Genomic DNA, 21,267 nt, shown 5'->3' with positions numbered 1-21,267 from the left:
TTAATTTTAGAAAAGCTATGTCACAACATCACGATAATATTGCTCACGATGAGCATGGACACGCAGAAGGAATGGATAAAAAAGGTATCTGGAGAATTTTCTTCGTCCTTTTAGCATTAACTGCTCTAGAGTTCTTAATCGCATTGGGATTTGTTCATCACTGGCAAATCTTAGCAAAAGGTGCTTTGGTTAATACAATCTATATTGTATTAACATTAGTAAAAGCTTATTATATCGTTGCTTACTTCATGCACTTGAAATTTGAGAAATCTAGTTTCATCGTTACTGTAAGTATTGTATTTATTTTCATTATTTATTTTATCATTTTAATGCTTACAGAAGGTAACTTCTTGTTGAATGACTTGCACCCTCACCAATTGTGGGAAAATAAATAACATAAATGAGCAAAAATACTGGAAAAAATAAAGGTATTCAAACGATCATGATCCTGGCAATAATTTTATTATTGCCAGGTTTTTTGTATGTAGTACTAAATAAAAGTGGTATGGCCAATTCGTACGCTACGCTACCTATCTTTGGCGATAAAGTAGTGCCGGGTACGACACATCGTAAGTGGGGAAGGGATATCATGGATACGTTATATCATGAAGTACCAAAAATTTCTTTTAAGAACTACGATGGTAAACCGGTCCACCTTTTTGAAAATGACAGTGCAATATCTATTGTACATCTTTTCTATTCGAAAGATAAGTCATTTTCAACAACTCTTATTAATAGCCTAAATAAAGTTTCTGGTGATTTTAGAAATAATAGAAGAATTAAGTTTTATTCTATTACTGTGGATACACTATATGATACTCCAGAGGTTTTAAAAAATTACATTAAGAATATCGATCCGTCTGATAAAAGTTGGTACTTTGTGACTCATCCTTCTTCGGATATTTTTAAATTTGCTCAAACTGGTTTGTTGCAGGATGCTTTGGCTACGGGTGATCCGAATAAACCTTTTGTAATTGGTTCTTCTTATATCTTAATTGATTCAAAAAGAAGAATAAGGGGATTCTACGATATCACGATGAAGAAGGAAGTGGAACGCCTGAGTGATGAGATTAAATTGTTGGCGGTGGAGGAGATCAGAAATAATCCACCTAAGATTGAAACGAAATAAAATGGGACAGACTGCAGAAGAAAAAAAATATAACAAGTGGATTATCGTTTTATCGGTAGTTATCCCACTTTTGGTGGCCGCTTTGTTTGGTGTTAATTTGCGTAAATTGGGCTATGATGTTGAACCGTTAGGGTTTTTACCTCCAATTTATGCGACTATAAATGGTATCACTGCTATTTTGTTATTTTGGGCTGTGGCTGCGATAAAAAAGGGAAATAAAAAATTGCACGAGCGATTAATCAAAGTTTGTGTTTGTTGCTCTGTAGCTTTTCTAGGCATGTACGTTGCTTATCATATGACTTCTAACTCGACATCTTATGGTGGGGAAGGTATTTTACGTCCTATTTACTTTTTTATTTTAATAACCCATATTGTTTTGTCTGTGATTATTATCCCTTTTGTATTGATTACTTATGTAAGAGGTATTGCTGGATCGTATGAAAGGCATAAAAAAATTGCGCGTATTACCTATCCAATGTGGTTGTATGTAGCGGTAACGGGTGTGATCGTTTATTTGATGATTTCACCTTATTATGTTCACTAATTAATTTTATGAGTATGACTAGTGCATGGGTGTATCAATCTAATCGTTTTTTTACAGATGAAGAAGCGATCTTGATTCAAAAAAGATTGGCTGATTTTGCTGCGGGATGGAAAGTTCATGGCGAACCTTTGTCAGCTCAGGCCGAGGTTAAGTCTAACTTATTTATTGTTCTTTCGGTTGATGAGCAAATTGCTGCCGCTTCTGGTTGTTCGATCGATAGTTCTGTACGTTTTTTAAAAACTTTGGAACAGGATTTTAATATTCAGTTATTTGATCGTATGCGTGTTGCTTACAAAGTCGGTGATCAACTTTATGCTGCTTCTAGAAGTGAATTTGAGGAGTTAGTTAAGATGGGGCATATTAATGATGATACGGTGGTATATGATAATACCATTACTTCTTTGGCTTCTCTTGATGATAAATGGGAAATACCTTTTGGTCAAAGTTGGCATAAGCGTGTATTTGGATAATGAGATAAAAAAAGCGATGAATTGATCATCGCTTTTTTTATCTCATTATGATCATTTCCTTAGATTAAGTGGCTGTTTGGATTACTCGGGTATTTGATAATGATCCATATACCGAACTATGCTATTTGCTCTACGGTTGACATATGTAGATGGATTTCGGGCATCCCACTGTCTTGGATTAGGCAAAATGGCAATGATCAGCGCAGCTTGCTTTTTTGATAATGTTGATCCTGATTTTTTGTAATAGTATTGAGATGCTGCCTCTGCTCCATATACTCCCTGTCCCATTTCGATGACATTGAGATAGACTTCCAAAATTCGTTTTTTACTCCAGAATGTTTCGATCAAAACTGTAAAATAGGTTTCTAAACCTTTTCTAAGCCATGATCTTTTTGGCCATAGGAACACATTTTTTGCGACCTGCTGACTGATGGTACTTCCTCCACGGAGGTTTTTTCCATCTTTGTTCTTTTCTATTGCTTTTTGAATGGCATCGGTATCAAATCCCCAATGCGTCATAAAGTGTGCATCTTCTCCAGCTATTGCAGCATGTTTTAAGTTGTCTGAAAGCTTTTCGTAATTTAACCAGTCTTTCTCTAGCTTAAATCCTTTGTCTGCGACCTGAAGCTCAAAACCTCGTTGAATCATGAGCCACGTGATGGGTGGATTGATAAATTTAAGTGCCAATACCCAAAATATTGTTATTGCAAAAAAACCTCCAATGATACGTAATGACCAAATTTTTAACTTTTTTTTCCAGCTTGTTTGAATCTTTTTTTTCTTAACCTGATTCGTTCTCTTAATTGCCATATCTTTTGAAAAACTATGCAAAGGAACGAAATATTTTGTCTAATTGTTTTGGTAGATCTGGTTTGTACGCTGCTTTTTTTCAATAACATGTTTTTTCGTCTAGGCTTAGGTGTATGGTATGATCGTTTAGTTGAGGATAGGAGCGATGAAAGATGTGTTAGAAATTAAAAAAGTGGATTAAGTTTTCATATTCTCTTTGATCGTTTGTCTAATCAGGTAGATTATGTTATTTTTACGGCTTATTATCATAAACGAAATCCAATTGGCAAAGGCAGAAAAAAAGGTAACTCCATTAATGCAACAATATAATGCAATCAAGGTTAAATATCCTGGTGCTTTGTTGTTGTTCCGTGTAGGTGATTTTTATGAAACATTTGGTGAAGATGCTATTAAGGCCGCCAGTATATTAGGTATTGTACAAACCAAAAGGGGAAATGGAACGGAATCTGAAACTGCATTGGCAGGTTTTCCGCATCATTCTTTGGAAACTTATCTTCCAAAACTTGTTCGTGCGGGTCAACGTGTGGCAATCTGTGATCAATTGGAGGATCCTAAGCAAACTAAAACTATTGTTAAACGTGGCGTAACGGAATTGGTGACACCTGGTGTGTCTTATAATGATAATATTGTTCAGCAGAAATCGAATAATTATCTGGCATCGATTTTTATTGATAAAACGCAAATTGGAATTTCTTTCTTGGATATTTCTACAGGAGAATTTTTGGTGGCGCAAGGTACTCAATCTTATATTGATAAGCTTTTGCAGGGTTTTAAACCTACTGAAGTTATTATGTCACGCAAGCAGTCTAAAGAGTTTTTAGATCTTTTTGGTAACCAATATTATACTTATACACTTGATGAATGGCCATATACTGGTGATTACGCATCGGAGAGTTTATTGAAGCACTTCGAAGTTAATTCGATGAAAGGCTTTGGTATTGATCGGATGCCTGTTGGAATTGTTGCTGCTGGTGTTGCCTTGCATTATCTAAATGAAACTGAACATCGCAACTTACAGCATATTTCAAATATTGCACGTATCGAAGAAGATCGCCATATGTGGTTAGACCGTTTTACGGTGCGAAATTTGGAATTGATCGGGTCTGCTAACGAAAATGCAACGACGTTGTCAGATGTATTGGATCAAACGGCTTCTCCGATGGGTGCTCGTTTATTGAAAAGATGGATTGTGATGCCGTTGAAAGATCGTAAGTCTATTCAGGAAAGGTTGGATGTTGTTGCGTATTTCACGGAGCATAAAGAATTGCGTGATGCTTTGATTCAAGAGATCAAATATGTGGGCGATCTGGAAAGGTTAATTTCTAAAATTGGTCTTCAGAAAGCTTCGCCTAGAGAGATTGTGCAGTTGAAACGTGCTTTGTATGCTATTGAGAAATTAAAGGAGTTGACCAATCAGGAAAATTCGGAGGCATTGCGCGTCATTGCTGAACAGTTGAATGTATGTGGGATCATCCGTGATAAGATCGAGAAAGAAGTTTTTGCTGAACCTCCGGTGGCTCTCAATAAGGGTAATGTCATTGCTGATGGGGTTGATGATGAATTGGATCGTCTGCGTAAAATAGCTTTTGGTGGTAAAGATTATTTAATTGAAATCCAAAAAAGAGAAGCGGAGGCTACTGGTATTCCTTCCCTAAAGATCGCTTTTAATAATGTATTTGGGTATTATTTGGAGGTGACCAATACGCATCGCGATAAGGTGCCTTCTGCATGGATTCGTAAACAGACGCTTGTCAATGCTGAACGTTATATTACGGAGGAGCTTAAGGAATATGAGGATCAAATCTTAGGAGCGGAAGAAAAGATTCAGGTTATCGAAAATCGTCTTTATGCTGAATTGCTGGTCGCTATTGCTGCTTATATCAAACCAATTCAGTTGAATGCCCAACTGCTTGCAAAATTGGATGTACTCTTGAACTTTTCTGTTATTGCAGAAAAGAATTATTATGTTCAACCGGAGATTTCTGAAAGTAAGGTCTTGGATATTAAAGGGGGGCGACACCCAGTTATTGAAAAGAAAATGGCTATTGGTGAGGATTATATCACGAATGATGTCTATTTGGATAACGACACGCAACAGGTTATCATCATTACAGGGCCGAATATGGCGGGTAAGTCTGCGCTTTTACGTCAGACTGCTCTGATTGTGCTGATGGCTCAGATTGGTTCTTTTGTACCTGTAAAGGAAGCTAAAATTGGTCTTGTTGATAAGATTTTTACGCGTGTAGGTGCTTCGGATAATTTGTCTTCTGGTGAATCGACTTTTATGGTTGAGATGAATGAGACTGCGAGTATCATGAACAACCTTTCGGACCGTAGTTTAATTTTACTGGATGAGATCGGTCGTGGTACAAGTACTTATGATGGTATTTCTATTGCTTGGGCTATTGCTGAGTTTTTACATAATCATCCTACTGCTAAAGCCAAAACTTTATTTGCGACTCACTATCATGAATTAAACGAATTGACGAATTCTATGCCGCGTATTAAAAATTATAATGTGACGGTTAAGGAGGTCAATAATAAGGTGATATTCTTGCGTAAGTTAGTTCCTGGCGGGTCAGAGCATAGTTTTGGTATTCATGTTGCTAAATTGGCTGGTATGCCTCCGAAATTGCTTTCTCGGGCCAATGAAATATTGAAACGATTGGAACAGGAGCGAACAGGTGGGGAACAGATCAAGGATAGTATGCGGAAAATTCAAAAGCAGGCTTATCAATTGCAGATGTTCTCAATTGATGATCCAGTGCTTGAGAAAATCCGTGATATGCTGAATAATTTGGATGTAAATACGTTGACTCCTGTCGAGGCTCTTATGAAGTTGGACGAGATCCAACGTCTACTAAAGAATTAAAAGCGAAAAAATAATTCTACGCTTCCGTAGTGATTATAGATGTTGCTCATGAGTTTACTATCCCATTGGTATGGTGTATAGTGATATCCAGCTTCTAATCCAATATAATTTTTTCCTTTTAATTGTCGCATGCCGGCTATACTTAGTCCAAGATGCATGGTATTAACGGTGTACAATTTTTTTGAATTTCCTCCGTATATATAATCCCCAAAAGAATCGTAGTATCCATCGGTATAAATGTCTTCGGATATTCCAGTATCTACCATGTCTATTCCTAAATTAAGTTTCGGGATGACAATAAATTTGGTGTTATCGTAGATTTTATATCCAAGAGCACCTCCGAAAAAAAGACCAAAGTCAGCATTTACAGATTCTGTCGTACCGTAATAATTGTAATCAAAATTTTTATCATTGCTATTGATCCGCACTTTAAATCCTCCTTCAAAAATAAATGATTTGGCTAAAGAACTCATGATGGAAAATCCGAGTGACATGTTTGGACCAAATGTTGTATTTGAACCTCCTAGTGGTCCATATACTCCTATATAAGGTAGAAAACCGATTCTTGACTTGTTGTAGTAATCTGCTATGGCTATTGGGTCTTCTTGTTCTTCTTTGATCGTGTTTTCGGTATGATCTTTTATGATTGTCTGGCTATTGTTTTGCCCAGTATCCTGGATTGCTCCTTGTTGGTTTTTTAATAATTCGTTGTTAGAAAAAAGGTTTAAGATATCGACTTCGGCTTCTGACAGGACATAGGATTGTGATTGCAATAATGCTTTTGACCGTGTTTTGATCAATAGGTCAATGGGGTGCCTTAATGGGAAATAATTATATTGCTGTTTATTGGACTCATATTGGTAAATGTAATCTTCTCTTTCGGCATCCCGAAATCGAATGATTAATTGTTCATCAAAACCATTTTCTATATATTTTTCTATCGAATTGCTACTTTGCTGCTGTGCTATAATTAAATTTATAATTTTGATCCGTTGGCCTAATTCGGTGGGACCACAGCTTTGCTCGATTTGTGCCACTATTGGTGTTAATTGAGCATATTGATTTGTATTTAATAATTTGGTTATTGCCTCAAGAGAATTTTTTATGGTAGATTCACATGTTTCTTGTGCTGCACAGTATGTGAAATTACTGATTAATGAAATGATACTGAAGAGTATGACAAATATATAACGATTCATATGGACTTTAGTTGATCGTATAAAGTAACGAAAATTTATTTAATTTTTATATTGATCTGACCAACACAACGGCTCTAAAACAATTATCTTTGTGGGGATGGCTTCTATATTTCAATTTAAAGAGTTTGCGGTGGATCAGTCGGATTGTGCGATGAAAATTAATACAGATGGTGTATTACTGGCTGCATTGGTTCAGATTGATTCTTCATCCCGTATATTGGATATTGGTACAGGAACCGGGGTAATCGCTTTGATGTTGGCACAGCGCTATGTTAAAAGTGAGGTGGTCGCTGTAGAGATTGATCCAGAGGCCGCTCACCGGGCGGTATTAAATTTTAGAAATTCTATCTTTAGTGATCGTATGGTGGTGCATGCTTGTTCATTTCAAGATTTGGATGATACTAAGCCGTTTGATTTTATTATTTCTAATCCACCTTTTTACACGGATTCTTTGCATAATCCAGATGCAAGAAAGAAATTGGCTAGACATACCAATTTAGAATTTTTTAATGAATTATTGCAATTTTCGGCTCAATCTCTATCTCCAAATGGGTGCTTGGCTTTGATCTTACCTACGTTATTGGCGGATGACTTGAAAGTAATAGCCGAAAAATTGGATTTGAGATTAGAACGGGAGATCTTGATCCGATCTTTTGAAAATGATGTGGTCATTCGTAAAATTGTTATTTATCAGAAGGGTTATTGTGGTGAGGCTGTAGTCTCTGATTTTATTATTTATCAAGCAAAGGGTGTTTATTCGGATATGTATAAAACTGCTTTGAAACCTTATTTTTTAGCTTTTTAGTATGACAAAGATTGGATTGATTTCTGACACGCATTCTTATTTAGATGAAGCTGTATTTAAACATTTCGAGCATTGTGATGAGATATGGCATATTGGTGATTTTGGTAATAGCAATGTTGCTGATCAGCTGGAGGGCTTTAAACCTCTGCGTGGTGTCTACGGTAATATCGACGATCAAGCGTTACGGCTTCGGTTTCCTGAAGATTTGAGATTTTCCTGTGAGGGGGTTGATGTGTGGTTGACGCATATTGGAGGGTACCCTGGTAAATATGCTCCGAGAATTAAGAAAAAGATATCCGAAGATCCGCCTCAATTATTTATTACAGGTCATTCACATATTTTGAAGGTGATGTATGATCAGAAATTAAAATGTCTACATCTGAATCCTGGTGCTGCTGGTAAACAGGGATGGCATAAGGTGAGAACACTGATGCGATTTGAAATTAATGGGAGTAAAATCGAGCATTTAGAAATTATTGAGCTCGCTGGAAGATAAGGCTAAAATTTATAAGCTATCGCGCACTTCCAATAAAAAGCTTTTTAATTTTTCTAAGGAATCAACAACTCGTTGATTTTCTTTTGCTTCTGATTTATTGGTGCGTAGATACTCTCGAGCACCTTGGAGTGTATATCCTTTATCTTTGACTAAGTTGAAAATAATTTTCAAATTAGCAATATCATCTTGTGTAAACAGACGATTTCCTTTTTTATTCTTTTTGGGTTGAATAATATCAAATTCACGCTCATAAAAACGAATTTGGGATGCATTGACATTAAACATTGCTGTCACTTCACCCATCGTATAATACAATTTATTAATTTCGCGCTCTTTGTAAGGCATACTGATTTACTAAGTTTTATATAACAAACTTAGATAAATTTACTTAGATAAGCAATTGTATTGTGTATCTAAGACAAATTTATTCGTTTTCATATCTATTCATATTTTTTATGTCATGCTTTGTTATTTTTATACTCTCTGTTGAACTGTTTGTTGCAGATCTGTCTTAGTGGGGGGCGATATTGATCTATCGCATTTTAGTAAAATTGAATTTTTAAATTTGAAGAGTTATGATTTTGGTTAGTCGTTTTTGGACAAAAATATTTTCATTTGGGAAGGCTGATGCCATTACTATTTATCCTTTTATTTTTCTGAAAAAGCGTATGTTTAAAGAGAATAAACAATTGATCAATCATGAGCGGATTCATATCAGGCAGGCTGCTGAGTTGTTGATTATATTTTTTTATATGAGCTATCTACTTGAATTTTTATTTCGATATGTACAATACCGTGATTTTCATACTGCTTATTTAAATATTTCTTACGAGCGTGAAGCTTATGCTAATGAGGCTAATTTTGATTACTTGTCGCAGCGAAAGTTTTGGGCTTTTGGACAATATTACAAAAAATAAGAGCGCTACCGATAGCGCTCTTATTTTAAAGCTAGCATGTCTGCCAGGTATATTTTTTATTGAATAGATTTGGATTACTTTACCAATCTTAAATAGGTCGATACTTTATCTTTCAATTGTCTTCTATCCACGATAAAATCCAAGAAACCATGTTCTAGAATAAATTCTGATGTTTGGAATCCTTTTGGAAGATCTTTTTTAATCGTTTCTTTGATCACGCGAGGTCCTGCGAAGCCAATTAGAGCTCCAGGTTCAGCGATATTAATATCACCTAACATTGCGTAAGAAGCAGTTACTCCTCCTGTTGTTGGATCTGTAAGTAAACATACATATGGTAAGCCTGCTTTAGCTAACAATGCTAATTTTGCGGCAGTTTTTGCCATCTGCATCAATGAAAATGCAGCTTCCATCATACGTGCACCACCTGATTTTGAGATCAACATAAAAGGAAGTTTATGTTCGATACAATAATCTATGGAGCGTGCAATCTTTTCACCTACTACAGATCCCATTGATCCTCCGATGAAGGTAAAGTCCATACAGGCAATCACTAATTCTTGACCATCAATCTTACCATGACCAGATCGAATAGCATCTACCAAACCAGTTTTTGCTTGGCTTTCTTTTAAACGTTCTGTGTAGGGCTTTGAATCGAAGAAATTTATTGGATCTCCTGAGCTTAGTGTAGGGAATAATTCAGTAAACTCATTATTATCAAAAATGATTGAAAAATAAGCTGCAGAACCAATTCTAAGGTGGTATCCACAGTATTGACAAACGTAATTGTTTTCGATTTGTTCAAGGTTCAACAACGGTTTTTTACATGAAGGACATTTGTTCCACAATCCGTCTGGCGCCTCTTTTTTATTTTCTGTTGCCGTGTTTATTCCGGCTTTATCTCTTTTAAACCAACTCATACGATAGTTCTAATTCAGTTACAAATAAACAAAATTATTTTGTTTAGTAGAAGTATTCCTTAAAATTGCTGTGTATTTACGATTTGTGAAAGGAAGCTACCCGAAATTTTGGGCATAAAAAATGGGTAAGCTCCTTTTATCGCACCGCTCAACCAAATACCCTTGCTTTGTTCCCAACCTGGGGGAGTCAATGGGAGCTGGTCGTAAAAGACTTACCCGTCACAAAAGTAGAAAAAAAATCCTTCTAAAGAAAGATTTTTTGCTATTTGTGCTTACTGTATTGATAGTCAGCTACAATAATTTTAAGTTTTGTCTTTTGCATACTCTCCACAAAGGGAATAATAGCCAAAAAGCCCTAATCCTAGTGATATAATCGGGGTCAAAATAAACATAATGATGATTCCGAATACTAAATCTTCTTGGTGACCGATCTTTATTTTGGGAATTGCGAGCTCAAAAAGGCAAAAGTATGCGGTGAAAAGGGCTAGGGCAATCCATAGAATGCCTAATATTTTTTTTAGATTATCCATTGTTGAGATGATTAGGTTTATTTTTTATATATAGTGATCCGATTATGAAGCATACGGCTGCAATAATGATGGGATACCATAGTCCTGCTAGATAAAATTCAGGATCTTGTGCGACTTGTGCATTGGTGGTCAGGTAAGTCGAAATCGCGGGTAATAGGCCTCCGAAAATACCATTTCCGACATGGTAGGGAAGTGACATCGATGTGTAACGTATCTTGACTGGAAACATTTCGACTAAAAAAGCTGCAATTGGACCATAGACCATGGTTATGTAAATAATCTGGATGAATATTAATGCGGTTAACCATATGCGGTTTTGGCCATGTACTGTGATATTCTTCTTGATAATGGTTTGTTTTGTGTTTGTTAGTTCACTTGTTTCTTGCATTTGAGTTCCATCTGTGTATTCCTTTATGGTAAGTTGTTGATTATTATTTAATTTTTGGATTTTACTGAAACTTATTTCTTTTGTTGTGGTATCTGCTAGTTGGTACATCGCTTTGTAAATAGGTCGGTAGGTACAAAGTGCGAATAGCATCCCTAAAAGCATAATCCACTTTCTTCCGACTTTATCACTTAACCAACCAAAAAGGATGAAAAATGGTGTTCCGACCAGCAATGCTGTTCCTAAGATCATATCTGCTTCGTCAGAATTGAGATGCATAACGGTTTTCATGTAACTCATGGAGTAGAATTGCCCGGTGTACCATACTACTCCCTGTCCCATTGCGGCGCCAAATAAAGCTAGTAGTACAAATTTAAGATTGTAACGATTACCGAAGCTTTCTTTTAAGGGATTTTTACTGGTTGTACCTTCTTGTTTGGCTTTGGCGAACTCGGGTGATTCGCTCATGTTTTTACGGATGAGATAAGATACATAGACCATGAGTATGGATAGAATAAATGGAACACGCCATCCCCATGCGTCAAATTGTTGTTCGGTTAAGATGTATTTTGTTACCAGTATAACAACTAAAGAGATAAATAAACCGAAAGTTGCTGTTGTTTGTATCCAGGATGTCCAGTAGCCACGTTGGCCTTCTGGTGCATGCTCGGCAACATATGTTGCTGCTCCACCATATTCACCTCCAAGCGCAAGCCCTTGTAATAAACGTAAAATCAGTACTAATAAGGGTGCGAAAAAACCTATGCTTTCATAACTTGGGATGCAGCCGATGAGGAATGTCGCACCTCCCATTAATAATAATGTAACCATAAATGTGTATTTTCTCCCAATCAGGTCTCCTAATCGGCCGAAAAAGAGTGCGCCAAATGGTCGTACGACAAAGCCTGCTGCAAATGTGGCTAGGGTGGAAAGGAATGCAGCAGTGGGATTGTCTGCTGGAAAAAATTTGGTTGAAATAACGATGGAGAGACTTCCGAAAATAAAGAAGTCATACCATTCGATGAGGGTTCCCATGGAAGAGGCTCCAATTACCTTCCAAATTGTTTTGGTGTTTGTATTTTCTTTCATTTAGTTTTATAAGGTTGTTTAGGTTTAAATTTTATATATTTTGCCAGGTAAAGAGGTGATATGACCATTCATCTCCATTTCGAGTAGGATCATCGCGAGCTTACTTTGAGGCCAATTGCAGTAATGCGTGATCTCATCAATTCCAGCTTGCTGTTTATCTTGTAAGAAAGTATAGAGATAAAGTTGATCACGGTTTAAATCGGTGGGTATCAGTGGTAATTGTACACCGATTTGTTCTTGCTGAGGTTCCCAATTCATGAGATAACAGAGGTCTTTGGCATCTCGAATTAGATGAGCACGGTTTGTCTTGATCAAATAATTGCATCCAGCTGAGTAGGCTTGATCTATAGCACCTGGAAAGGCGCATACATCTCGGTTGTAGCTATTGGCTATTTCAGCAGTGATGAGGGCACCTCCTTTTATAGCGGCTTCGATCACGATTGTTACGTCGGACATTCCTGCAATAATACGATTACGCATAGGAAAGTTTTGGCGGTCGAGATTGCTGTCGGAAGGGAATTCGGTCAGTAGACCTCCGTGCTGCAGCATGGCTGTTGCCGTTTCTCTATGACTAGCAGGATATATGCGGTCTAGCCCATGACCTAATACGGCTATTGTAGGTATCTGATGATGAAGTGCAGCTCGATGGGCCATGATATCAATGCCATAGGCGAGCCCGCTGACAATTGTTGTATTCAATGGTTGCATTTGTTCAATAAGCTTGTCACAAATTTTACGACCATAATTTGTAGCGTTTCTTGTACCAACGATACTAACGATCCGTTGTTTATTGAGATGAGTATTGCCTTTGTAATATAGAACAAGAGGTGCATCTTCGCAGTTTTTTAATTTCTGTGGATAATCTGAATTGTCGATCCACAGCACTTGTATATGATGTTTTTCAACAAATGCAAGTTCTTTTTCGGTTGCTTCTTGATAGTTTTTTGCTGCTATTTCGTTTGCTGTTCTACTGCTTACTCCCGGGATTTTTGCTAATGTGCTTGCTTTAGTCTCCAAAATCTCTTGCACAGAACCACAGTGAGCGAGTAAAATGCGCGCAGTTTTAGGTCCTACCCCCTTAATTTTGGTAAGTGCTATTTGATGGTAAAAGTTCATAGTTGGTATTTTAAAGATAGGCTTTAGTTCTGTGATTTAAAACTAAAAATTGATATATTCTAGTATATTTCAGCTGATGGCATTATTGATTTATTGTACTACTTGATTATATTATGGCTGAACATGGTCCTCTGAAAGAGGAAATGGAGAGAGGTATTGAATTACTCAAGAAAACCAATAACTTTGTCCATTAAATTTTTGCAATATGGAAATGAAAGAGCCTTTTGATATAGAAATTGAAAATGTTGTTTACTCGGTATTCCCGGAAGAAGAAGATACTTATGTTATTTTTAAAGAGGGGGTAGAGTATGTGCAGATTATTAAAGATACAGAGAATGTGTGGTTGAAAACTAATCCTGAGACGGGCTTACCGATGTTTGGTATGGACGAAGAGATCAATGCGATCGGTAAGAAAATTATTGAGGAATTGGGTTAGTCATTAAAGATTGATAGACAGTTAAACAAAGTTAAAATCGCCAATTATCTTTCTTTTGTTATTATTTTTAAATAACTCATTATAAAGAAATGAATACAGGTCGCTTATTTTTTTTGCTGTCTATCTGTCTACTTTTATCTGTTAGCGGTGCGTTGCCTTCATCTGCTTGTTTTGTCTTTTCCTTTCAAGATACCAGTGTTCGGAGTACAAAAATAATTAAGCAGGATACCACCATATTGGATACTGCACAAATAGTCGGGGAAAAATCATCAGCGGAAGAGAAAATGGCCGAAAAGCTGGTTACGTATAGGTCGATATACTTTTGGGGAGATACGAAAAACATGGTGACCTTACCCCATCAGGGTGGTTTGGCAGTTAATCTCAATAAGTTTTATAATCTTTTGAGCAGGCAAGGTCGTGCTTCTCGACGGCTTCAGAAGCAGTTTGAACGTGAGTTTGAACAGGACAAGGTCTTAGCAAAATGGGCTGCTTTAACTCAAGCATACACTGCTCTAACGGGAGACTCTTTGGTTAAGTTTCGTGCTTATTATGAACCTTCCTCTAGATGGTTGCGCAAGGCAGATCATTACGACCAGATTGCTTATGTGCAACACAGTTTAAAGAACTACCTTGATTCTGTCGAAATTATTCATCAACGTCTGAGTCTCCCTAAATTAGAGATTTTAAATCCCTAAATTACATCGGTACGTAAACCACAAATTTTGTTTCAAAAAAATCTTCTTTGAAATAATTAGATAGTGGGTGCAGCTCGGCCTTTAAGCGAGATTCTTTAATTTCTTCTGCTAAATCTCCACCTTTAAGGTATAAAATACCGTTTGGAATTCCATTTTTATCTTGTTTCAAGAACTTATTGCGAATCCAAGGAGCAAAATCTGCTAATCGTGTTACCGCTCGTGACACAATAAAATCGTATTTGTCATCCAATTGCTCGGCACGAATATGATCTGCTTCTACATTTTGAAGTCCTAGTGCTGCTGCTACTTCGCGAACTACTTTAATTTTTTTGCCGATAGAGTCTACTAAGTGAAATTTTACTTCGGGGAATAATATAGCTAATGGTATTCCTGGGAAACCTCCACCAGTGCCTACATCAAGGATACGTGTGCCTGGTGCAAAGGTCATGGCGTATTTTGCGATACCTAAGGAATGTAACACGTGGTGTAAGTAAAGGCTTTCAACATCTTTACGTGAAATAACGTTGATCTGATTATTCCAAAACGGGTAAAGTTCTGCTAGTTGTGCAAATTGTGTTTTCTGAACTTCTGTTAAGTTTGGAAAATACTGATATATAATGTCTACTGTAGGATTCAATGTGATTGTTTTAAAAATGAATATTATTTCCAGCTGATGGATTTCTTTTTTCGGTTGAATAAACCGTTGATGCAAATATAGAAATAGTAGATGATGTCTAATAATGGCAACCACCAAATGAGATCAAAAACTGCTAATTTTCGATATATTGATCTGAAAACTAAAATCTGTGTTATTAATCTGATGAGGTATGCGGCTAGTGGTATATACCAATAGTGTGGAAAAATAATTGCCGTAAGAATTAGTGCACAGTAGAATAAAAAGGACGTGATGAGCTGCGTGCCCAACATGCGCTGATGTCTTTTTTTGTAAATGACGGATGCTCCTGAGTGCCTCGCTTTTTGTTTGTAATAGGTTTTCCAAGTTGTTTTAGGTTCAGAATACACTATGGCATCAGGATGTATGGATAGGGCTACATTTTTTTTGGTTGCATTTTCATTGACGAAAAGATCATCATCTCCAGATTTGATATGCATGTGGGAAGCAAATCCTTTTTTACTGAAAAATAGTTTTTTTGTGTATCCCATATTTCTACCAACGGCCATGTATGCGTCTTTCTTTAAGGCATAGGATAGATAACTCATTGCTGTATGGGTTGTCTCAAAGCGGATGAGTTTATTTAAGAAGCCTTTATATTTGAAATATGGCGAATACCCGATGACAATTTCTTTGTTGGGCTGGCTTAGCGCTCCTGCTGTTTCTTTTAACCAATTGTTGGAGTTTGGACTACAATCGGCATCGGTGAAGACCAGTTTTTCGTAAATGGCTGATTTGATACCGAGTGTAACAGCGAATTTCTTTCCGTGTTTAAGACGAATATGTTCTTTTATATCAACAATTTTAAGGTTTTCATATTTTTCTTGAAAATCTTTTAAAACCCATTTGGTTTCATCAGTCGAATAATCATTGACAACAATGACTTCAAATTGAGGATAGTCTTGCTCTAAAATGGATGTTAAAAATTGTTGGAGGTTTTTCTGTTCGTTATGTGCACAGATGATAACAGAGATGGGATCAAATTGATCTTGTTCTTGATAAGAGCGCACTTTATGAAGACTTAGTTTTCCGTACACAAATATAATATAGTACAGCTGGATGAGCAGTAATAAACAGATGACGCCAAAGGCGATATAGGGGTAATAGATGGCGTATTGTTGTATGATGGACATAGTTTGCAAAGATAGTATGTTAGAAGGATATTTGCTTTAATAATGTTTTTTCTAGTGTAAATGTTAAAATCTTGTAAAAGGACAGTCATTGCATTGGTTTTTATAGTATTTTTGCAAAGATTTTTAAAAAAACAAGCTGGGGAATTTGTTTTCTGAAATAGTAAAAATCATCAAATTAGAGTCCCCAAAAATTAAATATTAATGAAATTCACCCTTCAAGTACAAGATAAATTTTCTAAAGCGCGTGCAGGTGTTGTTGAGACAGCTCACGGAAAAATTCAAACTCCTATTTTCATGCCTGTTGGTACAGCAGGTACGGTCAAAGGTGTTCATCAGCATGAGCTGAGAAATGATATTAAAGCTCAAATCATTTTGGGAAATACTTATCATTTATATTTACGACCGGGACTGGATGTTTTGAATAAGGCTGGTGGTCTTCATAAATTTAATGGTTGGGATCGCCCAATTTTAACAGATTCTGGAGGTTATCAAGTTTACTCTTTGTCAGACAACCGTAAGATACGAGAAGAAGGTGTAACGTTCCGGTCACATATTGATGGTTCAAAGCATTTATTCACTCCGGAAAATGTAATGGATACGCAGCGGGTGATCGGTGCAGATATTATTATGGCTTTTGATGAGTGTACACCTTATCCTTGCGACTATGGCTATGCGCGTCGTTCTATTGAAATGACTCACCGTTGGTTAAAAAGATGTTGTGATCGTTTTGACAGTACAGAACCCTTATATGGATATGACCAGACTTTGTTCCCAATTGTTCAAGGATCTGTGTATAAAGACTTACGCGAAAGGTCTGCTGAGAAAATTGCTTCTTTCAATCGTGAAGGAAATGCAATCGGAGGTTTATCGGTAGGAGAACCTGCTGAGGAAATGTATGCTATGACCGAAGTTGTGTGTCATATTCTTCCCGAAGATAAACCTCGTTACTTGATGGGTGTGGGTACGCCAATCAATCTACTTGAAAATATCGCTTTGGGTATTGATATGTTTGACTGTGTCATGCCAACGCGTAATGCACGTAATGGTATGCTTTTTACACGTCACGGAACGATCAATATCAAGAATGAAAAATGGAAGGACGATTTTTCGCCAATTGATCCTGATAGTGATCTGTACTCCGATCAAGTATATACAAAAGCATATTTACGTCATTTGATCCGTTCACAAGAACTTTTAGGTGCACAGATTGCTTCTCTACATAACTTACACTTTTATTTATGGTTGGTCAATGAGGCTCGTGAGAAAATTGTAGACGGTACATTCTACGATTGGAAAAATAAAATGGTTAAAGTATTGGGTCAACGTTTGTAATTTTTGCATCTTAGTAGTATTATGTTTTCTATAATCGATCGTTATATTATTAAAAAGTACCTGAGCACCTTTGTGTTCACGATGGCTATCTTTACGGTCGTCATGGTTATTTTTGATATTTCTGAGCGGTTGGATGATTTCTTGAAATATAATGCTCCTATGGACAAAATTATATTTGAATATTATGCTGGATTTATTCCGTTTTATTTGAATTTCTTATGTCCTTTGATCAACTTTATTGCTGTCATCTTTTTTACTTCAAAGATGGCAGATCAAACAGAAATTGTCCCAATATTAAGTGCTGGATATAGTTTCAACCGCCTTTTAAGACCTTATGCTTTTTCTGCTACGCTGATATTTGCTGTCTCATTTATATTCAACTTATATATTATTCCTCGAACGAATAAGATCAAGATCGGGTTTGAAAATGTGTATGTCAAGCCCTTGAAGGATAATACAAAGGTATCGACTCATATGCAAATTGATAAAAACAGTTATGTTTATATCGATAACTTTGATAATAATGCTAAGGTTGGCTATAAATTTGTCTTAGAGAAATTTAAGGGTGATACTTTATTGGAAAAGTTAATTGCTGAACGTATTACATGGGATTCGGTGACGACGAAATGGAAAATACATGATTATTCGAATCGTATCATTAATGGTCTGCATGAACGCATGGATAAAGGTACGGTCAAAGATACGACCTTGGATATGAAACCTAGTGATTTTGAACTTTATGACAATATTTTCACTGCTATGGATACCAAGGAGCTTAATGAGCGTATCTATAAAGAAGAAATTAGGGGGACTGGTATGATGACGGATCTTAAACTGGAAAAGTATAAGCGTTATGTATATCCATTTTCAGCATTTGTATTGACCTTAATGGGTGTTGCCCTGTCGTCAAAGAAAGTAAGAGGAGGTATTGGATTGAGTCTGGGTGTGGGTATCGGATTGAGTTTTACTTATATTGTATTTATTCAATTTGCCAATATGTTCTCGTTAAAAGGTGGGCTTCCACCATTGATTGCGGTATTGATCCCCAATGTAACGTTTTTAATTATTGCAATCTATCTGGCCATAAGAGCGCCAAAATAAACAAGTCCCTATATGTCTAAAATAAAAATTAATCAGAATGTTCTCATTCTGCATTTAACGATCCTAATATGGGGTTTTACTGGTATTCTAGGAAATTTGATCTCTATTTCTGCGATACATCTTGTGTGGTATCGCGTTCTCATCGCTGCTATTTCTTTGTTTATCTATCTTATCGTTAGTAAGCAACAGATTCTTGTATCGCGAAAAGATTTTATTTCTTTCATGATGGTGGGAGGTATAGTGGGATTACACTGGGTTCTGTTTTTTTATGCTATTAAGGTGTCTACAGTGTCGGTTGCTTTGGTTACTTTATCTTCTTTGACATTGTATACTTCTATTTTGGAGCCTCTGATCAATAGGAAAAAGATAGCCATGATGGATATGATCGTTGGAGTAGTGATTATCATGGGTATATATATGATATTTCAATTTGAATCTAATTATATTGAGGGTATTGTTGCGGGTTTGGCTTGTGCATTTTGTGCGAGTATTTTTTCTATTGCAAATGCAAGAATGGTAAAAAAATCGAGTGCTACATTAATCACTTTTTATGAAATGTTGGGGGCTTTCTTTTGGGTTTCGATTTTTATGGCTTTTAGTGGGGATTTCAATGAGCATATGGTATTGAATCAATCTGATCTGATTTATTTATTGATTTTAGGTGTGCTCTGTACTGCTGTTGCTTATGTACTTGGTGTCGCCGTGATGAAAGAATTGAGTGCGTTTACAGTAGCATTGACGACTAATCTGGAGCCTGTATATGGTATTTTATTGGCCATGCTGATTTTTGGTCAAAAAGAGACGATGAGTTTAGGTTTTTATGGAGGTGCTGCTATTGTTTTAGGTGCAGTCTTCTTTTATCCTTACTTAAAAACAAAGATCGAGAAACGGAAGCAGGATCTGGTGATCAGAAAGATTTATTAATAGGAATTTCTTGTCATCATGCGATAGTGATTTTTGTGTCCAGCTATACTTGATGGATAGTTATACTAACGTGATCATCTGTGCTTATCAATCTTGTTTTTTGATCATTATTTTTTTGAGAGACTCTGCTTAAATAATCGCATTTAGGGACGTGATGTGTAGAAATATGATGAAAGAATAAACCCCGTAAATAAATTTACAGGGCTCATTCTTTTCTATTTAGGATTGGTATTAAGCGTAAGTATGAATAGCTTCCTTGTTTTCAAGTTCTGACTGTCCCATTAGGAACTCGTCTACTTTTCTGGCGCATTCTCGACCTTCTGATATTGCCCACACAACTAAGGACTGTCCTTTTCTGCAATCTCCAGCAGTGAAGATATGATCGACGGAAGTTTGATAATCTTTTTCAGTCGCTACTATATTGCCTCTGGCATCGACTTTGACGCCTAATTGTTGTGGCAACTGCTGTTCTGTATGTTGATAACCGACTGCAAGTAATACGAGGTCTGCGGGAATCTCTTTTGGTTCTGATTGGCCCAATTGTGTTCTTCTTCCATAATCATCGACTTGATACTCGACTTCTATGATTTGAACAGCTTTGACATTCCCGTGCTCATCACTGAGGAATGCTTTGGTTTCGGTTGCCCAAAGGCGCTCACATCCTTCTTCTTGAGAAGATGACGTGCTAAATGTAACTTGATCCAGTGGCCACGGATTATTTTTTAATCTTTGTTTGGCTGGAATTGGTTTGCGTGCGATTTGTGTGATGCTTTGTGCTAGCTGACGATTGGAAGTTCCGATACAATCGGATCCTGTATCGCCATCTCCTATAATAACAACATGTTTGCCTTGTGCTATGATAGGTTCATCTGTATAATCTATGCCACTTACTTTTTTGTTCTGTTGTTTTAAAAAGTCCATAGCGTAATGAACACCTTTTAGGTCTTTCCCAGGAATGTCGAGATACCATGGTACTGTTGATCCTGTTGCAAGTATAACTGCGTCAAAAGCTAATAGCTCATGGGTTGAAATATTTTTTCCGACTTCTGCATTTACGTTGAATTTGATGCCAGATTCTTGCATAATGGCAATACGACGATCAATTATTTTTTTATCTAATTTAAAATCTGGTATGCCATAACGGAGTAAACCTCCAAGTTGATCATCACGTTCAAAAACGACAACTTCATGTCCAGCTTTATTGAGTTGTGCGGCTGCAGCTAAACCCGCAGGTCCTGATCCAACAATAGCAATTCGTTTATCTGTTTTGATATAACTTTTGTTAGGTTTTACGTAGCCTTTATTGAAAGCAATTTCAATAATATGTTTTTCAATTTCTTCTATGGTAATAGGAGAACTGTGTATGCCTAGTACGCATGCTGATTCACATGGTGCCGGACAAATTCTTCCTGTAAATTCTGGAAAGTTGTTGGTTGAGGTCAATATGTTGTATGCATCTTCCCATTTTCCATCGTAAACGGCATCATTAAATTCAGGTATTACATTGCCCAGAGGACATCCTGAGTGACAAAATGGAATACCGCAGTCCATACAACGTGCTGCCTGTGTATTGAGTTGACTATCTGTGTATCCTTTATTGAATTCCTGAAAATTCTGTATTCTGTAAGCTACCGGTTCTTTTTGCGGAAGCTCACGATCGTATTCTTTAAATCCTGTTATTTTTCCCATGATTT

General features: G+C 36.6%; 23 protein-coding genes and 1 other RNA gene. 13 read left to right on the top strand and 11 right to left on the bottom strand.

What is annotated here, in order from left to right:
• Window positions 1–17: 17 nt before the first annotated feature.
• The 4 genes from MUB18_RS01880 to MUB18_RS01865 are packed head-to-tail and all read left to right on the top strand — an operon-like array spanning window position 18 to window position 2,143.
• Complete coding sequence (locus tag MUB18_RS01880; protein ID WP_045754995.1) at window positions 18–395, top strand: cytochrome C oxidase subunit IV family protein; 378 nt, start codon at window positions 18–20, stop codon at window positions 393–395.
• A gap of 5 nt (window positions 396–400) precedes the next feature.
• Window positions 401–1,129, top strand: coding sequence for an SCO family protein (locus tag MUB18_RS01875; RefSeq protein WP_045754994.1), 729 nt, complete (start codon window positions 401–403; stop codon window positions 1,127–1,129).
• The gene (locus MUB18_RS01870) at window positions 1,116–1,673 is read left to right on the top strand and encodes a DUF420 domain-containing protein (RefSeq protein WP_248754817.1); all 558 of its coding nucleotides are present in this window, start codon (window positions 1,116–1,118) and stop codon (window positions 1,671–1,673) included. The genes MUB18_RS01875 and MUB18_RS01870 overlap by 14 nt, the downstream gene beginning before the upstream one ends.
• Before the next feature lie 8 nt (window positions 1,674–1,681).
• A complete protein-coding gene (locus MUB18_RS01865) occupies window positions 1,682–2,143 on the top strand; it encodes a hypothetical protein (RefSeq protein WP_052627703.1) in 462 nt (153 codons plus the stop codon).
• Window positions 2,144–2,224: 81 nt separating this feature from the next.
• Here MUB18_RS01865 and mtgA read toward each other — a convergent pair whose 3' ends face one another.
• Entirely contained in the window at window positions 2,225–2,953 is a 729-nt protein-coding gene (gene mtgA / locus MUB18_RS01860; RefSeq protein WP_248754816.1) for a monofunctional biosynthetic peptidoglycan transglycosylase, read from the bottom strand.
• Between the two features lie 262 nt (window positions 2,954–3,215).
• On the opposite strand from mtgA, the gene mutS reads away from it, so the two are divergent.
• A complete protein-coding gene (gene mutS / locus MUB18_RS01855) occupies window positions 3,216–5,825 on the top strand; it encodes a DNA mismatch repair protein MutS (RefSeq protein WP_094771795.1) in 2,610 nt (869 codons plus the stop codon).
• On the opposite strand, the gene MUB18_RS01850 is transcribed toward mutS, so the two are convergent.
• Window positions 5,822–7,024 carry a hypothetical protein gene (locus MUB18_RS01850; protein ID WP_248754815.1) on the bottom strand — a complete coding sequence of 401 codons (1,203 nt, stop codon included), beginning with the start codon at window positions 7,022–7,024 and terminating at the stop codon, window positions 5,822–5,824. The genes mutS and MUB18_RS01850 overlap by 4 nt on opposite strands.
• Window positions 7,025–7,121: 97 nt before the next feature.
• Between MUB18_RS01850 and MUB18_RS01845 the strand changes: the two genes are divergently transcribed.
• Entirely contained in the window at window positions 7,122–7,829 is a 708-nt protein-coding gene (locus MUB18_RS01845) for a tRNA1(Val) (adenine(37)-N6)-methyltransferase (RefSeq protein ID WP_045752493.1), read from the top strand.
• A gap of 1 nt (window position 7,830) precedes the next feature.
• Entirely contained in the window at window positions 7,831–8,325 is a 495-nt protein-coding gene (locus MUB18_RS01840; RefSeq protein ID WP_248754814.1) for a metallophosphoesterase family protein, read from the top strand.
• 9 nt (window positions 8,326–8,334) lie between these two features.
• On the opposite strand, the gene MUB18_RS01835 is transcribed toward MUB18_RS01840, so the two are convergent.
• Complete coding sequence (locus MUB18_RS01835; protein ID WP_045752495.1) at window positions 8,335–8,670, bottom strand: MerR family transcriptional regulator; 336 nt, start codon at window positions 8,668–8,670, stop codon at window positions 8,335–8,337.
• Window positions 8,671–8,900: 230 nt separating this feature from the next.
• Here MUB18_RS01835 and MUB18_RS01830 point away from each other — a divergent pair, with 230 nt between their 5' ends.
• Window positions 8,901–9,242 (top strand): hypothetical protein, encoded by a 342-nt coding sequence (locus tag MUB18_RS01830; RefSeq protein WP_045752496.1) that lies wholly within the window; start codon window positions 8,901–8,903, stop codon window positions 9,240–9,242.
• A gap of 74 nt (window positions 9,243–9,316) precedes the next feature.
• Here the strand turns inward: MUB18_RS01830 and accD are convergent, their stop codons facing one another.
• From accD to dprA, 5 genes are all read right to left on the bottom strand, one after another.
• Entirely contained in the window at window positions 9,317–10,159 is an 843-nt protein-coding gene (accD, locus tag MUB18_RS01825; protein WP_045752497.1) for an acetyl-CoA carboxylase, carboxyltransferase subunit beta, read from the bottom strand.
• Window positions 10,160–10,279: 120 nt separating this feature from the next.
• An RNA gene (gene ffs / locus MUB18_RS01820) (signal recognition particle sRNA small type) lies at window positions 10,280–10,377 on the bottom strand.
• An 84-nt stretch (window positions 10,378–10,461) separates the two neighbouring features.
• Entirely contained in the window at window positions 10,462–10,689 is a 228-nt protein-coding gene (locus tag MUB18_RS01815; RefSeq protein WP_045752498.1) for a DUF6814 family protein, read from the bottom strand.
• The gene (locus MUB18_RS01810) at window positions 10,682–12,163 is read right to left on the bottom strand and encodes an MFS transporter (RefSeq protein ID WP_248754813.1); all 1,482 of its coding nucleotides are present in this window, start codon (window positions 12,161–12,163) and stop codon (window positions 10,682–10,684) included. The genes MUB18_RS01815 and MUB18_RS01810 overlap by 8 nt, the downstream gene beginning before the upstream one ends.
• Before the next feature lie 24 nt (window positions 12,164–12,187).
• Complete coding sequence (dprA, locus tag MUB18_RS01805; protein ID WP_248754812.1) at window positions 12,188–13,279, bottom strand: DNA-processing protein DprA; 1,092 nt, start codon at window positions 13,277–13,279, stop codon at window positions 12,188–12,190.
• Window positions 13,280–13,484: 205 nt separating this feature from the next.
• Here dprA and MUB18_RS01800 point away from each other — a divergent pair, with 205 nt between their 5' ends.
• Both MUB18_RS01800 and MUB18_RS01795 read left to right on the top strand, forming a co-directional pair.
• Window positions 13,485–13,715 carry a hypothetical protein gene (locus MUB18_RS01800; RefSeq protein WP_045752501.1) on the top strand — a complete coding sequence of 77 codons (231 nt, stop codon included), beginning with the start codon at window positions 13,485–13,487 and terminating at the stop codon, window positions 13,713–13,715.
• 89 nt (window positions 13,716–13,804) lie between these two features.
• Window positions 13,805–14,410, top strand: coding sequence for a hypothetical protein (locus MUB18_RS01795; protein WP_248754811.1), 606 nt, complete (start codon window positions 13,805–13,807; stop codon window positions 14,408–14,410).
• Window position 14,411: 1 nt separating this feature from the next.
• On the opposite strand, the gene rsmG is transcribed toward MUB18_RS01795, so the two are convergent.
• Both rsmG and MUB18_RS01785 read right to left on the bottom strand, forming a co-directional pair.
• Entirely contained in the window at window positions 14,412–15,047 is a 636-nt protein-coding gene (rsmG, locus tag MUB18_RS01790) for a 16S rRNA (guanine(527)-N(7))-methyltransferase RsmG (RefSeq protein ID WP_045752503.1), read from the bottom strand.
• Between the two features lie 23 nt (window positions 15,048–15,070).
• Complete coding sequence (locus MUB18_RS01785) at window positions 15,071–16,216, bottom strand: glycosyltransferase (RefSeq protein ID WP_094771770.1); 1,146 nt, start codon at window positions 16,214–16,216, stop codon at window positions 15,071–15,073.
• A 201-nt stretch (window positions 16,217–16,417) separates the two neighbouring features.
• Here MUB18_RS01785 and tgt point away from each other — a divergent pair, with 201 nt between their 5' ends.
• The 3 genes from tgt to MUB18_RS01770 are packed head-to-tail and all read left to right on the top strand — an operon-like array spanning window position 16,418 to window position 19,573.
• Window positions 16,418–17,548, top strand: a complete 1,131-nt coding sequence (tgt, locus tag MUB18_RS01780; protein ID WP_094771771.1) for a tRNA guanosine(34) transglycosylase Tgt — start codon at window positions 16,418–16,420, stop codon at window positions 17,546–17,548.
• Window positions 17,549–17,569: 21 nt separating this feature from the next.
• Window positions 17,570–18,649: an LptF/LptG family permease gene (locus tag MUB18_RS01775; RefSeq protein WP_248754810.1), complete on the top strand. Its 1,080-nt coding sequence runs from the start codon at window positions 17,570–17,572 to the stop codon at window positions 18,647–18,649.
• A gap of 12 nt (window positions 18,650–18,661) precedes the next feature.
• Window positions 18,662–19,573, top strand: coding sequence for a DMT family transporter (locus MUB18_RS01770; protein ID WP_248754809.1), 912 nt, complete (start codon window positions 18,662–18,664; stop codon window positions 19,571–19,573).
• Window positions 19,574–19,804: 231 nt separating this feature from the next.
• On the opposite strand, the gene MUB18_RS01765 is transcribed toward MUB18_RS01770, so the two are convergent.
• Complete coding sequence (locus MUB18_RS01765) at window positions 19,805–21,262, bottom strand: glutamate synthase subunit beta (RefSeq protein ID WP_248754808.1); 1,458 nt, start codon at window positions 21,260–21,262, stop codon at window positions 19,805–19,807.
• Window positions 21,263–21,267: the final 5 nt, after the last annotated feature.

It is taken from the genome of Sphingobacterium sp. PCS056 (assembly GCF_023273895.1).
Classification (GTDB): Bacteria; Bacteroidota; Bacteroidia; order Sphingobacteriales; family Sphingobacteriaceae; genus Sphingobacterium.
Note: the sequence above shows the minus strand (reverse complement) of the source record. Positions and strands in the feature narration are given on the sequence as shown.